Raw genomic sequence first — 14,790 nt, 5'->3', positions numbered from 1 at the left:
AGCCCATGCCGCGCGACACCCTCACCCAGGAACAGATCGTCCGGACCGCCGTGGAGCTGCTGGACGACGAGGGTCTCGAAGGCCTGAACATGCGCAGCCTCGGCAAGCGCCTGGGGGCCGCGGCGACCGCCGTCTACTGGCATGTGAAGAACAAGGACGACCTCGTGCTGCTCGCCGCGGACCGGGTGTGGCAGGAGGTCGAACTGCCGGCGCTCGACGCGGACGACTGGCGGGACACCGCCACGGTGATGGCCGACCGGTTGCACTCGATGTTCGTAGGGCATCCGTGGCTGGTGCAGGCGATCGGCTCGCATCTCCTCTACGGCACCGGCAAGGCCCGCTACGACGACCATCTCCTCGGCGTCTTCGAGACCGCGGGGTTCACGCCCCAGGAGGCGGACCGGGCGGCCGGGGCGCTGGTGACGTATGTCCTGGGCAACGCGCTCGGCACCTCGGCTGTCGCCTCCCTGACCCGGAAGCTGCGGCGGGCCGGGGAGGATGCGGAGGGGATGCTGGCGGAGACCCTGGCCAAGGCGGCGCAGGTGGCGGAGCCGTTTCCGCGGTTGCGGGAGCGGCTGGGGACGCCGGCGGCCGCGGAGTACGGGGAGGCGCCCGACGGTACGTATGCGGCCGGCTTGAGGGCGCTGCTGGACGGGCTACGGCCGGGTGGTACGGGCGCTACTCGCTGAGAGGAGCCGCTGCGGCGGAGGGGCGAGGGGCCGCGCGACCAGTCGCCGCGCACCCGCAGTCGTCCGCGGCGGGTCAGGCCCGGCCGAAGAGGCGGCCGGCCAGATCGACCCCGGTCACCTCGCCGGCTTCCCCGCGGGAGAAGAAGCCTCGCTGGCCCTTCAGGCCGCCCTCCATGACGATGTACTCGTCATCGTCCCCCGGCAGGAAGCCGATGCCCGCGGCCGGACAGTCCGGCGGCATCTCCGCGTCGGACGCCGCGCGGATCTCCGGCTTGATACCGACGGCCAGCGTGAGCCGGCCGTCCGCCACCGCGATGTCGAGGTTCATCGCGTCGATCTCGTACCGCCCGGCGACCTCCCGCGCCCGCTCCTCGTCGTACGGCAGCGGCTCCGGTTCCCGCTCGACCACATCGAGGAACAGCTCCAGCGCCCGCTTCAGCACCGCCTGGTTGAACTGGTAGCCCTCCGGGCCGGCGTTCGCCAGCGAGACGACGGCGAAGTCCCGCTCCGGCACCAGCAGCAGCTCGGCGAACTGCCCGTTGCCCGAGCCTCCGTGGCCGACCGTGCGCACGCCCTCCACGTCCCGCAGGAACCAGCAGATGCCGAAGGCGTCGCCGAGCGTGCTGCCCCGCAGTTCGACGGTCGGTTCCTGCATGCGGCGCAGCGTGTCGGCTGCCATCAGACCCTCTCCGTCGCCGAGCTGGAACCGCGCCCAGCGCAGCAGGTCGCTCGCCGAGGAGACGATTCCGCCACCGGGGTTGTTGCCCCGCAGTCCGGCCCGCCAGGCCTTCCAGGGGCGGGCGAGGGTGAGGGTGCCGTCCTCGGCGCGGTTGTGGCCGGCGGCGAAGCGGCGGACCACGACGTCGTCCAGGTCGAAGACCGTGCTGGTCAGTCCCAGCGGCTCCAGGACCAGTTCGGCGAGCGCCTTCTCGAACGGCAGGCCGGTGACGTTCTCGACCACCCGACCGAGCAGGTTGTACCCGGCCTGGCTGTAGGAGGCGCGGGCGCCGGGCGGAGCGATCAGCGGCAGCCGGTCCAGCTGTCCGACGAACGCGGCGAGCGAGCCGTCGCCCTCGTCGGCGTCGACCAGGTTCCAGTCCAGGCCCGCCGTGTGGTTGAGCAGGTTCAGCACGGTGATCCGGGCGGCGGGCTCCTCGCCGGCGAGGCGCAGCTCGGGAACGTACCGGCGGACCGGCGCGTCGAGGTCGATCCTGCCCTGCTCGACGAGCCGCATCAGCGCGGTCGCCGTGAAGCTCTTGCTGACCGAGGCGATCGGGAAGAGCGTGTGTTCGTCGACCGGCAGGGGGTGATCGACGTTCGTCACACCCTGGTTGACATGGATCTCCTCGCCGCCGACCAGTACGGCGACGGCGGCCCCCGGCACCCCGAACTCCTTGGCCGCCGTCTCCACGAACGCGGCCAGCGACTCACGCTTCCCGGACATCGGTTCCCCCTCATGGCGACTTGAACTAAGTACAAGGAGGACTGTAGGCGGGCCCGGCAGGCGACACAAGGGCTTTTCTGTACTTAGTTCAAGCGGGGGCTCACGCCACCGGTACGCGCAGGGCGGCGAGGACCGGGAGATGGTCCGTGGCCGCGGTCAGGTCGGCCCGGGTGACGCCCGGCTGGGCATGGCGGTCCCCCCGCTCGGGCGAAGCCGAGAGTGGGGGAGGGACCCCGCAGCCGAGCACCTCGATTCCCCGGGTCGCGAAGACGGCGTCGATGCGCTGCGGGGGCTCGCTGTGCGGCCAGGTGTCCGCACCGCCCCAGGGGGCCACGGCCCGGCAGTCCTGGAGGCTCGCGGAGAGCAGACGGAAGGCGGGACCGTCGGGGCCCTCGTTGAGGTCGCCGCCGGCGACGGCGTGCTCCACGCCCAGGCCGGCGAGGCGGTCGAGGAGCATGGCGGCCTGCTCGCGGCGTTCGTCCCTCTGCAGGCTCAGATGACAGCTCAGCAGGCCGACGCGGACGGCACCGAAGCGGACCACTGCCGTGGCGAAGCCGCGTCGGTGGAGCCCGGGGGTGAGCGGGAGGAGTACGTCCTCGGTGCGCTCCACGGTGGCCCGGAGCGAGCAGAGGATCGCCGGGCCGGCCGCGGTGGCTCCGCCGGTGAGGAGGACCTGGCCGGAGGCCGCGGCGAGGCGGGCGAGCTTCTTGCGCCAGCGGAAGAAGCGGGGGGCTTCCTGGACGAGGACGACGTCGGGGGCACAGGCGGTGATGATCCTGGCCAGCGCGTCGGTGTCGTCGCGCATCGAGCGGATGTTGTAGCTCAGGACGCGGATGAGGGGTGAACCGTTGGGTTCGGTACGGGAGTTGGGGAGCAGCGGGGTTGCCATGCCGTCAATTTACGACGGCCCGGGTTTGGGCGCCCAATGGCTCGGGGCGCGGGATCTGTCCGCGACTGCCGGTGCGTTGTGGCTCGTCGCGCCCACGCGGCGCAGCCGCATGTCGATACAGTCCCGCGCCCCTGAGGTTGGCACAGTCGCCGCAGCTCAAGAAGCGAACGTCACATGATCGGATCGGGCTCGCGAGCCAGGTCCGCCGCGCCCACCAGGCCCGCCTTGTTGCCGAGCTGGGCGGCGATCACGTCGGCCACCGGGCGCCAGTTGCCGCCGACCAGCCAGCGCTTGTAGGACTTGCGGATCGGGTCGAGGACCAGTTCGCCCTCGTCGGAGAGGCCGCCGCCGACGATGAACGCGGACGGGTCGAAGAGGGAGGCGAGGTCGGCCAGGCCCGCACCGGCCCAGCGGGCCAGCTCGCGGTAGGAGTCGACGGCGACCGGGTCGCCCTGGCGGGCGGCCATGGAGATGTGCTTGCCCTCGATGCCGTCGGGGGTGCCGTCGCCGAGACCGAGCAGGATCTCGGCGTTCTCGGGGGTGGCGTTGGCGCGCTGCTTGGCGTATCTGACGAGCGCGCGACCGGAGGCGTACTGCTCCCAGCAGCCCTGCGAACCGCAGCCGCACAGCAGACCGTCCGGGACCATCCGGATGTGACCGAACTCGGCGGCCACGCCGAAGTGGCCGCGGCGCAGCTTGTTGCCGATGATGATGCCACCGCCGAGACCCGTGCCCAGCGTGATGCAGATGACGTTGCGGTGGCCCTTGCCGGCGCCGAACTTGTACTCGCCCCAGGCGGCGGCGTTGGCGTCGTTCTCGACCACGACCGGGAGGCCCACGCGGGCCTCGACCTCCTCCTTCAGCGGCTCCTGGCGCCAGTCGATGTTCGGCGCGAAGTACACCGTCGAGCGCTGCCGGTTGACGTAACCGGCCGCACCGATGCCCACGCCGACGATCTCGTGCCCGGCGCGCGCGCCTTCCACTGCCGAGGCGATGGCGTCCACGATGGCCTCGGGCGTGGTGGGGGTCGGCACCTTGAAGGTCGAGAGGATGTTGCCTTCCTCGTCGACCACGCCGGCCGCGATCTTGGTGCCGCCGATGTCGACGCCGATGGTGAGTCCCATGAATCCCTCAGTTTCGGTCGAGCCCCGCTACGGCCCACCGTACCCGAGGCCCTGCCGTGAAAGCGCTTCAGTCCAGGTCGATCCGCTCCCCCGGACCGGTGCCCTCGCCCTTGTCCCGGCGGTCGTCCCGACCCTCGTGGGTCAGGTCGTCGGCCGTGCGGGCGGTCCAGCGGCGCTCCTGGGCCTGGACGGCGGAACGGTAGGCAGCGAGCAGTTCGCCGCCGGCCGCGGCGAGGTGGTCGAAGACGTCCGGGTTGCGGTCTATGACGGGCTCGACGGCGGCCTTGGCCTGCTGGACGACCTGGCGCACGACCTGGTGGGCGGCGGGGCCGGCGAGGCCGCCGAGGAGCGGTGACGGGAGGCCGGACAGCTTGTCGGCCACCGTGTCCACGAGTTTCTTCAGTTCCTCCGCGGCCGAGCCCGGTTGTGGGCCGTACTCGGCGCGGCGGCGGGCCTTCTCGGCGGCGAGGTCCTCGGCGCAGGCCGTGGCCCAGGCGTCGGCGTCGGTCGCCCGCCCCTGTGCCTCATATTCCTCATACGAGTCGGATGCGGGACGCTCTTCGCTCATGGCGGACTCCTGACTACGGTTCGCCTTTACGACGTTACCCGAACAGGCGTACCCGGATCATCACCGTCCGGTGGCGGGCCACAGGTCGGGGTCCGGGGCGAACCGGATGCGCAGTTCCCCCTCGCGCAGGCCGGCCCCGGCGACGGTGCAGCGGCGCAGGGCGGAGGGCAGCGGGACGATCCGCCGGAACGGGCCCACGGTGATCACGAGCTCGTCGCCGCGCCGGACCAGATCCAGTTCGTCCCGTATAGCGCCGGGCAGCGGGATGTGCCAGACCAGGACGCCGTCGTCGCTCCTGCGGTCGGTGACGGGCCACTCGACCGGGGCGGGTGCCGGGTTGACGGGCGGTACCGCGAGGGCGGTGAGGTCGTCGGCGCCGCGCGGGTCGCGGCCGAGGTGCGGGACGGGGCGGACGTCGTACGGCTGCCCCTGCCAGTCGGCGAGTGCCTTGCGCTGCTGGGCGAGGAGTCCGGCGAGCAGGCTGTCCGGGTCGGCCTCGGGCAGGGTGCGGTTGGCGATCAGGGCCTCGGTGCGCAGGCCGCGCAGGGCGAGGCCGAGGCCGGCGGCCCGTACGGCCTCGGCGCCGGCCGGGCCGGGTTCGGCGACCAGACGTACGGCGGTGTTCCGGTCGGTGAGGACGGCCTCGACGGCGGCGAGTTCGACGTCCCAGCGGGCGGCCGTCTCGTACAGCCAGTCGGACGGCATCGGCACGCCGGCCAGCCGGCCGAGGACCGGGCGCAGGGCGCGGGCCGCCTGCCGCTCGGGCGGGAGGAGGCGGCGCAGGTAGCGGCGCAGTTCCTCGGGGAGGGCGAGCAGGGCGAGGGCCTGCGGGAGCGGCGGGAGGTCCACGACAAGCAGGTCATAGCGCTCGGACAGCGCCGCGTCCCTGACGGCCCGCAGGAAGCACAGCTCCTCGGCGCCGGGCAGCGGGGTGACCTCCTCGGCGTCCAGCCGGGCGGCGCCGAGCAGGTCGAGGACGCCCGCCGCGCGGCTCTGGAAGGCGGTGAGGTCCTCCTGGAACCGGGCGGCCGCGTCGGGACGCCAGGCGGTGACGTTCTCGGCGACCTCCTCGGGCACCGGTCCTGTCGCACGGCCCAGCGCGGCGCCGAGGCTGTCGGTGCGGTCGGCACTCAGGAGCAGCGTGCGGACGCCCTCGCCTGCGGCGCGCTGTGCGGTGGCGGCAGCGATGGTCGTACGACCGCTGCCGCCCGGGCCCGTGATCAGGATGGTGCGCATGAGGCTGAACGGTAACGGAGGGCGGGGGCACGGGGTGTTGGACGGTGACCCGACACAACACCGCCCCACAGCGACGCCATCGCCCGACGCCCGCGACTGCGGTGTGGGGCGGCGCGCGCGGCTGCGGTATTGGGCGGCTCCTGGAGCCGTAGGCGGGCCGGGGGTCGGCCGCGCAGCCCGGCGCCGGCGGGTCGCCGCCCGCGCCCACCCGTGCCGCCCCAGCGGCACGACTGCCCGCGGCTGAGCGGGCGGGGTGGGATGCGGCGGTGCGGCGGGCGGTTGTCTTGTGGCGGCGTCAGGGGCGGCTACTCGGCCGACTCCACCCTCTTCTTCAGGCCGGCCAGGGCTCGGTCGATGATGACCTTTTCCGCCTTGCGCTTGATCATGCCGAGCATGGGGATCTTGACGTCCACGGTGAGGAGGTAGGTGACCTCCGTCGTGGCGGGGCCCGTGGGCTTGAGGATGTACGAGCCGTCCAGGGAGCGGAGCATCTGGGACTTGACCAGGGTCCAGGAGACCTCGTTGTCGCCGGTCCAGGTGTAGGCCAGCGTCTGGTCGTCCTTGATCGCCCCCGCGTCCATGACGAGCCGGACCTGCTCGGCGCGGCCCTGGTCGTCGGTCCTGAGGACCTCTGCCTCCTTCACCTCGCCGGTCCAGTCCGGGTAGCGGGCGAAGTCGGCGATCACCCCCATGACGTCGGCCGGTGCCGCCTCGATGGTGATGCTCGAGCTGGTGTGTTCCGCCATCGCCGTGGCTCCTCCAGATGCGGGCCGGTACAGAGGTCGTCGTGCGCACGTGTGTGCAGCGTGAAGGCTACCGCGCCGCCGACCTGCCGCCTTCACCCCATGTCCCACACATCGCCGACCGATCGCCGGCGGATCACCAGGGGATCACCATTCCAGCGCCCAGGGCCTTCCCGTCCCGGCGAAGTGGCCCACGTTCACGCACTCGGTCGCGCCGATCCGCATCCGGCGCGCGAGCGGCTGATGGACGTGGCCGAAGAGCGCGTAACGAGGCTTAGTACGGCGGATCGCGGCCAGCAGGGCACGGCTGCCGCGCTCGAAGCGGCGCGCGACGGTGTCGTAGACCAGCTCGGGGACCTCCGGCGGGATGTGCGTGCACAGCACGTCGACCTCACCGACCGCCTCGATCTTCGCCGCGTACTCCTCGTCGCTGATCTCGTACGGCGTCCGCATGGGCGTGCGCAACCCGCCGCCGACGAAGCCGAAGGTCCAGCCGCCGATCTCCGCCCGCTGGCCGTCGAGCACGGTGGTGCCGGGGTGGGCGTACTCCATCCACAGCGGCGGCATGTCGACATTGCCGTAGGTGGCGTACGTCGGGGTCGGGAACGCGGCGAACAGCTCGGCGTACTGCTTGCGCACCGCCCTCTCGATGGCCGCGGCCCGGTCCGTGCCGATGCCCGCCCACAGCCGGGCGCCGAACTCCCGGGCCTCCTCGAACCGGCGGGCGGTGCGCAGCTCGACGATGCGGTCGGCGTTCTCCTTGCCGAACAGGTCCGGGAAGATGCCGCGCGCGTGGTCGGCGTAGTCGAGGAAGAGGACGAGGTCGCCCAGGCAGATCAGGGCGTCCGCACCCTCGCCCGCGCGGGCCAGGTCCCGGGCGTTGCCGTGCACGTCGCTGACCACGTGGACGCGCATCCTGCGCTTTCCGGCGTTTCGGTCACCGGAGGGTGTGGGTGCCATGGTGATCAAGCGTAGGCGTGTGGGATGTGCGTGAACAGTGTCGGTCCGGCCTGCCGTTACTCGCCGGTCGGTTCGGCCGTGGACTACTGTGCGCGAAGGAACGCCAACATGTGTGACGCAGCGAACATCTCACCGGGAACCCCTGTCCGGAACGCCATACCGGCGGGTAACGTCCGGGCAGTCCAGTCGTGCTCTGGATTTCAACAGCTGAATTCCCGAGCACCTGCCCGAGCCTTGGACCGCACCGTCGCATCACACAGTGTCGTGGCGCCGGCGCCCTATGAGGAGCAGCAGTCTTGCGCGAGTTCAGCCTTCCGGCTTTGTACGAGGTCCCTGCGGACGGCAACCTGACCGACATCGTCCGCAGAAACGCCGCGCAGCATCCCGACGTCGCCGTCATCGCCCGCAAGGTGGGCGGTGCCTGGCAGGACGTGACGGCCGCCGCCTTCCTCACCGAGGTGCGCGCCGCCGCCAAGGGTCTCATCGCCTCCGGCGTCCAGCCCGGCGACCGGGTGGGCCTGATGTCCCGCACCCGGTACGAGTGGACCCTGCTCGACTTCGCGATCTGGAGCGCGGGCGCGGTCACCGTGCCGGTGTACGAGACCAGTTCGCCGGAACAGGTGCAGTGGATCCTGTCCGACTCGGGCGCGACCGCCTGCATCGTGGAGCTGGCGGGCCACGCCGCGGCCGTGGAGTCGGTGCGCGAGACGCTGCCGGCCCTCAAGCACGTCTGGCAGATCGAGGCCGGGGGTCTTCAGGAGCTGGGGCGGCTCGGCCAGGACGTCTCCGACGAGACGGTGGAGGAGCGCAGCTCGCTCGCCCGGGCGGACGACCCGGCGACCATCGTGTACACCTCCGGCACCACCGGCCGTCCCAAGGGCTGTGTGCTCACCCACCGCAGCTTCTTCGCCGAGTGCGGCAACATCGTGGAGCGGCTGCGCCCGTTGTTCCGCACCGGCGAGTGCTCGGTCCTGCTCTTCCTGCCGCTGGCGCACGTCTTCGGCCGGCTGGTGCAGATCGCGCCGATGATGGCGCCGATCAAGCTGGGCTGCGTCCCGGACATCAAGCACCTCACCGACGAGCTGGCCGCCTTCCGGCCGACGCTGATCCTCGGCGTCCCGCGCGTCTTCGAGAAGGTCTACAACACGGCGCGCGCCAAGGCGCAGGCGGACGGCAAGGGCGCGATCTTCGACAAGGCGGCGGACACCGCGATCGCCTACAGCAAGGCGCTGGACAGCGCCTCCGGCCCGTCGTTCGGCCTGAAGGTCAAGCACAAGGTCTTCGACCGCCTGGTCTACAGCAAGCTGCGCGCGGTCCTCGGCGGCCGGGGCGAGTACGCCATCTCCGGCGGCGCCCCGCTGGGCGAGCGGCTCGGGCACTTCTTCCGGGGCATCGGCTTCACCGTGCTGGAGGGCTACGGCCTGACCGAGTCCTGCGCGGCGACCGCGTTCAACCCGTGGGACCGGCAGAAGATCGGCACGGTCGGTCAGCCGCTGCCCGGCTCGGTGGTGCGGATAGCGGACGACGGCGAGGTGCTGCTGCACGGCGAGCACCTGTTCAAGGAGTACTGGAACAACCCGGGCGCGACGGCGGAGGCGCTGGCCGACGGCTGGTTCCACACCGGTGACATCGGCACCCTGGACGAGGACGGCTACCTCAGGATCACCGGCCGGAAGAAGGAGATCATCGTCACGGCGGGCGGCAAGAACGTGGCGCCTGCGGTGATCGAGGACCGGATCCGGGCGCACGCGCTGGTCGCGGAGTGCATGGTGGTGGGCGACGGGCGGCCATTCGTGGGCGCGCTGGTCACCATCGACGAGGAGTTCCTGGGCCGTTGGTGCGCCGAGCACGGCAAGCCGGCGGGTTCCACCGCGGCGTCGCTGAGGGACGACCCGGATCTGCTCGCGGCGATCCAGGCGGCGGTCGACGACGGCAACGCCGCGGTGTCGAAGGCGGAATCGGTGCGGAAGTTCCGCATTCTGTCCTCCCAGTTCACGGAGGAGTCGGGCCACCTCACCCCGTCGCTGAAGCTCAAGCGGAACGTGGTGGCGAAGGACTACGCGGACGAGATCGAGGCGATCTACGCGAAGTAGCACGCCTCCTGACGGAGTGTCATGGCGCGGTGTCCTCGGCGAGGACCCGCGCCATCGTGCGTTCGGCGAGCGCGGTGATGGTGACGAAGGGGTTCACGCCGATGTTGCCGGGCACGAGCGAGCCGTCGGTGGCGTAGAGGTGTGAGTACCCCTTGACCCGGCCGTAGTCGTCGGTGGCCTTGCCCAGGACGCAGCCGCCCAGCGGGTGGTACGTGAAGTCGTCGGCGAAGACCTTGTTGCCCGAGCCGAACAGGTCGTAGCGGTAGATGGTCGCGTTGGCCAGGTTGATCCGGTCGAACAGCTTCTTGGCCATGCTCACCGACACCGCGCTCTGGGCGGCGCTCCAGCCGAGCTTCACCGCACCGGAGGCGGAGTCGTAGGTGAAGGACGCCCGTTCGGGATTCTTGGTGATGGCGAGGTAGAGGCTGATCCAGTGCTCGAACCCCATGGGCAGCGGGGCGATTTCTGCGAAGACCGGGTTGTCGGTGTTGGCCCAGTCGTCGATGCCCATCACCGGCATCGTCGCCTCGTCGGCGCCGACGGTGTCCCAGACGTGGTTGGCGCGGCCGAGCATGGTGTTGCCGTTGGTGCCCCAGCCCGCGCCCACGGCGGAGTTCAGGTCCGGCAGGGTGCCGGTGTCGCGGGCGCGGACGAGGAGTTCGGTGGTACCGAGGCTGCCGCCGCCGAGGAAGAGATACGTGCAGCCGTAGCTCTTGGTCTCGACGACCGCGCCGGTGCTGTCGATCCGGTCGGCGGTCAGGACGTACGACCCGTCGGCCGCCCGGCTGAGGGACTTCACCCTCTCCAGGGTGTGGACGGTCACGTTGCCGGTGCCGAGGGCGGCGGCCAGATAGGTCTTGTCGAGGCTGCGTTTGCCGCGGTTGTTGCCGTAGATGACCTCGCCGGCGAGCGCGGACTTCGTGGCCGCGCCGGCGGCCTCCTGCTGCATGTAGCCGAAGTCGTAGACGTTCGGCACGAAGGTGGTCTTCAGGCCCGCGTTGCCGGCGGCCTTACGGGAGGTGCGGGTGAACCGGTACCAGTCGGTGGACTCGAACCAGGCCGGGTCGATCGTGTTGACGCCGAGCATGGCGCGGGCGCGCGGGTAGTAGGTGCCGTACATCTCGTCGGCGTCCACGGTGGGGAACTGCTCGGTGAAGTACGACTTCAGGGGCGTGACCGCCATGCCGCCGTTGACGAGGGAGCCGCCGCCGACGCCGCGGCCGACGTAGACGGACATGTGGTCGTAGTGGACGCGGTCCAGGACGCCGGGATAGGCGCCGATGTCCTTGTTGACCACGTCCAGCCAGAGGAAGGTGGCGAGCGGGGCCTCGGTGCGGGTGCGGAACCACATGGAGCGCTGGTCGGGGGCCGAGGTGGAGCAGAACACCTTGCCGTCGCTGCCGGCGGTGTTCCACAGGCGGCCCATTTCGAGGACGAGGGTACGGATGCCGGCCTGGCCGAGGCGGAGGGCGGCGACCGCGCCGCCGTAGCCGGAGCCGATGACTATCGCCGGGGCGGATTCGACTGCGTCGGGCTCGGCGGCCCGGGCCGACTGGAGTCCTATGCGGGTGAAGCCGAGGGCGGCCGCTGTCTGCAGCGCTGCCATACCGAGTATGTGACGTCTCGTCAGCTGACGTCTCATCAGGTTTGCTGTCATGGGCGCAGCATGGGCGGATTATGGGGTTCCGCCAAGGGGCTCCGCCGGGGGCAGGGGCGCCATCCGGGGTGCCGGGTGCGCTTCGTCGGCGGGTGCGGGTTCGTCTTCGGCTGCTCGCGCCCACGCGGCGGAGCCGCATATCGATACGGCCCCGCGCCCCTTCAGGGGGTTCGCCCTAGCAAGTCTTCGAGTTTCTCGGCGAGCAGGTCCCAGCGCCACTTCTCTTCCACCCACTGTCTGCCCCGCTCGCCCATCCTGCGGCGCAGCTCGGGGTCGCCCAGCAGGGCCACGATCCGTTCGGCCGCCTCCGCCGGTTCGCCGCCCCTGACGACCCAGCCCGTCTCCCCGTCGAGTACGGCGTCGGGCGCGCCGCCCGAGTCGCCCGCGACCACCGGCAGGCCCGTCGCGGACGCCTCCAGATAGACGATGCCCAGGCCCTCCACGTCCAGGCCGGCGCGGCGGGTGCGGCAGGGCATGGCGAAGACGTCGCCCGCGCCGTAGTGGGCGGGGAGTTCGGACCAGGGGACGGCGCCGGTGAAGTGGACGGAGCCGGCCACACCGGTCTCGGCCGCCATCCGCCGCAGATCCCGCTCGTAGGGGCCGCCGCCCACGATCAGCAGGACGGTGTCCGGCTCGGCGGCGAGGATGCGGGGCATGGCCTGGATCAGGGTGTCCTGGCCCTTGCGCGGGACCAGCCGGGAGACGCAGACCACGACCGGGCGGTCCGTGAGGCCGAGGCGGGCGCGGATCTCGTCGCCGCCGGAGCCGGGGTGGAAGGTCTTCTCGTCGACCCCGGGAGGCAGCTGGACCATGCGGCTCGCCGCCTCCGGGGTCAGCGCGGTGGCGATCCTCGACCGCGTGTACTCGCCCAGATAGGTGATCGTTTCCGTGGACTCCCCGATGCTCCGGAGCAGTTGCCGGGCGGCGGGCAGCTGGGCCCAGCCGGCCTCGTGGCCGTGGGTGGTGGCCACCAGCCGCTCGGCGCCCGCTCTGCGGAGTGCCGGGGCCATGAGGCCGAGCGGTGCCGCCGCCCCGAACCACACCGAGGTGCAGCCGTACTCGCGGAGCAGGCCGACCGCCCGCCGGGTGGCTCCCGGCGTGGGCAGCATCATGGTCGTACGGTCGCGTACGACGGTGAAGGGCTGCTCGGCGTCGAAGGCGGCCGTGGCCTCGATGCCCTCCCGGTTTCGCTTCCAGGTGGAGGCGTAGACGACCAGCCGGCCGGGGTCCAGGCGGAGGGCCATGTTGTGCAGGAAGGCCTGGATGCCGCCCGGCCGGGGCGGGAAGTCGTTGGTGACGATCAGGGTCTTGTGCATCGCCGCCGACCCTACCGAATCAGCCGTCCGGAGCCAGGTCCGGCCGAGTATGTGGCATGGGCACAGACGGGCACGACATCATGGTCCCCGGCCTGAAATCGAACTGCAGGGGATCACGTGGAGACCAAAGGTGCCGGGCGGTCCCTGGCATGGCTGCTCGCGACCTGGGGCGTCACACGTGCGGTGCTGCTGCTGTTCGTCTTCCAGGTGTACGTCTTCCCGGGCCCGGACGTCACCTCCGACGTGTCGGTGATCTACCGGGGCTGGTACGAGGTGCTGCGCCAGGGAACGTTTCCGCTGGACGACGTGACCTGGCAGTATCCGCCGGCCGCCGCCCTCCCGGTGCTCTCCCCCGCCGCCCTGCCCTTCCTGTCGTACGCGCACGCCTTCTACGTGCTGGCGTTCCTCGCCGACCTGGTCGTCCTGGCGCTGCTGCTGTATCCGAGCAGGCGCCCTGGCCGCTGTCTGCGCGGCGCCTGGGTGTGGGTGGCGGGCGTACCGCTGCTCGGTCCGACGGTGTACGCCCGCTACGACGTGATGGTGACCGCGGTGGCCGTGGCGGCGCTGCTGGCCGGGGCCCGGCACCCGCGGGTGATGGGCGCGCTGACCGCGTTCGGGGCGCTGCTGAAGGTGTGGCCGGCGCTGCTGCTGGTCGGCGCCGTGCGGCGGCGGGCGTGGTGGTCGGCGGCGGTGACCGCGACCGGGCTCGCGGCGCTGTTCTCGGTGTCCATGCCGGGCGCCTTCGCCTTCCTGACCTTCCAGCGGGACCGGGGCACCGAGGTGGAGTCGCTGGGTGCCCTGGTCTTCCACGTGGCCCGGCACTTCGGCTGGCACGGCCAGGTGCTGCTGAACTACGGGTCGATCGAGTTCGTCGGCCCGCATGTGAACCAGGTCAGCACGGCGGCGCTGGCGCTGACCGTGGCCGCGTTCGGCTGGCTGCTGCTGTGGCGGCTGCGCATGACCCGCAGGGCCCCGCACACGCTCGCGGAGGCCGCCTTCACCGCGATCCTGCTGTTCACGGTCACCAGCCGGGTGATCAGCCCGCAGTACCTGGTGTGGCTGATCGGCCTGGCCGCGGTCTGTGTCTCGTACCGGGCGAGCCGGATGGGCGCGCCCGCCCTGATGGTGGTGGCCGCGTCCTTCCTGACGGTCCTGGAGTTCCCGCTCGGCTTCCAGCACGTGGTGACGAGCGACCGGTACGGCGTTCTGCTGCTGGTGCTGCGCAACGGCCTGCTGGTCGCGGCCTCGGTCACGGCGGCCCGCCGGCTGTGGGGCTCGACCGTGCCGCCGGCCCCCGCCGCGCCGCTGCCGCCGCAGCCGGCCCGGCCTCGGCAGACCCCGGTCTCCCCCTGAGCCGCGGCCGGCGCGCCGGGAGATGACGGCCGAGCCGGCAACCGGAGCAGCCCCGGACTCCGGGGAGCCCGCCGCCGGCCAGGCCCCGGCAGCCCCCGCCCGCTCCCGGCTCACCCGGCCCGCACCAGGGACACCCCGGCTTCCTCATGGCGGCCGGCCCTGCGCAGCAGCGCCGCCACGTCCGCGCGCTGCACGGCCATCGCGAGCGCCAGCGCCAGGCAGACACCGGGCAGGCCCAGGCCACCCAGGGCGTACGCCAGGGGCAGCTGGACGGCCGCGCCGAGCGGCGTGACCCGGAGCAGCGCCGGTGCTCCGCCGCTTCCCGAGCCGCGCCGCCGCCGAGGACCAGGCGGCCAGCGGCCCGCGCAGCAGCAGGCCGCCGGCCGCGACCACCGGTGTCACCAGCGCGCACAGGGCCCGGCCGCCCCGCACGGCGGCTCGTACGGCGGCCGGGTCCCGGGCCCCTCGGGCGTGCGCCACCAGCCGGTCGTACCGGAGGCGAAAACCAGCGCGACGCCTAGCAGCACGTTCTCGGTGTTGGTGGCGACGGCCACGGCCGCGACGGCGGAACCGCCGAGCCGGGAGACCCAGACGGTGTTGATGATCCCGGAGGCCACCGAGGCGAGCAGGGAGAGATGGACGGGGTGGGCGAGGGCTGTGAGCTGCTTGCGGCGGGCGTTCACCAGTTGCGGCAGGCGTTCACCAGATGGCTCCTCTT

The 14,790-nt window shown here is 72.0% G+C and carries 12 protein-coding genes and 1 pseudogene; 3 read left to right on the top strand and 10 right to left on the bottom strand.

What is annotated here, in order from left to right:
* Window positions 1-5 precede the first annotated feature (5 nt).
* Window positions 6-689 (top strand): TetR/AcrR family transcriptional regulator C-terminal domain-containing protein, encoded by a 684-nt coding sequence (locus AB0M27_RS00935; RefSeq protein ID WP_365716511.1) that lies wholly within the window; start codon window positions 6-8, stop codon window positions 687-689.
* A 73-nt stretch (window positions 690-762) separates the two neighbouring features.
* On the opposite strand, the gene AB0M27_RS00930 is transcribed toward AB0M27_RS00935, so the two are convergent.
* The 7 genes from AB0M27_RS00930 to AB0M27_RS00900 all read right to left on the bottom strand — a co-directional run bounded on the left by AB0M27_RS00930 (window position 763) and on the right by AB0M27_RS00900 (window position 7,653).
* Window positions 763-2,133: a serine hydrolase domain-containing protein gene (locus AB0M27_RS00930; protein ID WP_365716509.1), complete on the bottom strand. Its 1,371-nt coding sequence runs from the start codon at window positions 2,131-2,133 to the stop codon at window positions 763-765.
* A 100-nt stretch (window positions 2,134-2,233) separates the two neighbouring features.
* Window positions 2,234-3,022, bottom strand: coding sequence for an endonuclease/exonuclease/phosphatase family protein (locus tag AB0M27_RS00925; RefSeq protein WP_365716507.1), 789 nt, complete (start codon window positions 3,020-3,022; stop codon window positions 2,234-2,236).
* A 170-nt stretch (window positions 3,023-3,192) separates the two neighbouring features.
* Complete coding sequence (locus AB0M27_RS00920; RefSeq protein WP_365716505.1) at window positions 3,193-4,146, bottom strand: ROK family glucokinase; 954 nt, start codon at window positions 4,144-4,146, stop codon at window positions 3,193-3,195.
* A 67-nt stretch (window positions 4,147-4,213) separates the two neighbouring features.
* Window positions 4,214-4,714 carry a DUF5304 domain-containing protein gene (locus tag AB0M27_RS00915; RefSeq protein ID WP_365716503.1) on the bottom strand — a complete coding sequence of 167 codons (501 nt, stop codon included), beginning with the start codon at window positions 4,712-4,714 and terminating at the stop codon, window positions 4,214-4,216.
* A 60-nt stretch (window positions 4,715-4,774) separates the two neighbouring features.
* A complete protein-coding gene (locus AB0M27_RS00910) occupies window positions 4,775-5,950 on the bottom strand; it encodes an ArsA-related P-loop ATPase (protein WP_365716501.1) in 1,176 nt (391 codons plus the stop codon).
* A gap of 305 nt (window positions 5,951-6,255) precedes the next feature.
* Complete coding sequence (locus AB0M27_RS00905; protein ID WP_365716498.1) at window positions 6,256-6,696, bottom strand: SRPBCC family protein; 441 nt, start codon at window positions 6,694-6,696, stop codon at window positions 6,256-6,258.
* A 144-nt stretch (window positions 6,697-6,840) separates the two neighbouring features.
* Window positions 6,841-7,653, bottom strand: coding sequence for a metallophosphoesterase (locus tag AB0M27_RS00900; protein ID WP_365716496.1), 813 nt, complete (start codon window positions 7,651-7,653; stop codon window positions 6,841-6,843).
* Window positions 7,654-7,949: 296 nt separating this feature from the next.
* Here AB0M27_RS00900 and AB0M27_RS00895 point away from each other — a divergent pair, with 296 nt between their 5' ends.
* Window positions 7,950-9,746 (top strand): AMP-dependent synthetase/ligase, encoded by a 1,797-nt coding sequence (locus tag AB0M27_RS00895; protein WP_365716494.1) that lies wholly within the window; start codon window positions 7,950-7,952, stop codon window positions 9,744-9,746.
* Window positions 9,747-9,765: 19 nt separating this feature from the next.
* Here AB0M27_RS00895 and AB0M27_RS00890 read toward each other — a convergent pair whose 3' ends face one another.
* Together AB0M27_RS00890 and AB0M27_RS00885 are read right to left on the bottom strand one after the other, a co-directional pair.
* On the bottom strand, window positions 9,766-11,352 hold the full coding sequence (locus AB0M27_RS00890; RefSeq protein ID WP_365716492.1) for a GMC oxidoreductase: 1,587 nt from the start codon (window positions 11,350-11,352) through the stop codon (window positions 9,766-9,768).
* Window positions 11,353-11,564: 212 nt separating this feature from the next.
* On the bottom strand, window positions 11,565-12,719 hold the full coding sequence (locus tag AB0M27_RS00885) for a glycosyltransferase family 4 protein (protein WP_365716490.1): 1,155 nt from the start codon (window positions 12,717-12,719) through the stop codon (window positions 11,565-11,567).
* 117 nt (window positions 12,720-12,836) lie between these two features.
* Here AB0M27_RS00885 and AB0M27_RS00880 point away from each other — a divergent pair, with 117 nt between their 5' ends.
* The gene (locus tag AB0M27_RS00880) at window positions 12,837-14,072 is read left to right on the top strand and encodes a glycosyltransferase family 87 protein (RefSeq protein WP_365716488.1); all 1,236 of its coding nucleotides are present in this window, start codon (window positions 12,837-12,839) and stop codon (window positions 14,070-14,072) included.
* A 351-nt stretch (window positions 14,073-14,423) separates the two neighbouring features.
* Here the strand turns inward: AB0M27_RS00880 and AB0M27_RS00875 are convergent.
* A pseudogene (locus AB0M27_RS00875) lies at window positions 14,424-14,755 on the bottom strand (MATE family efflux transporter); the annotation flags it as partial.
* Window positions 14,756-14,790: the final 35 nt, after the last annotated feature.

Origin of the sequence: Streptomyces sp. NPDC052107 (assembly GCF_040680215.1) — a bacterium.
Lineage (GTDB): Bacteria > Actinomycetota > Actinomycetes > Streptomycetales > Streptomycetaceae > Streptomyces.
Note: the sequence above shows the minus strand (reverse complement) of the source record. Positions and strands in the feature narration are given on the sequence as shown.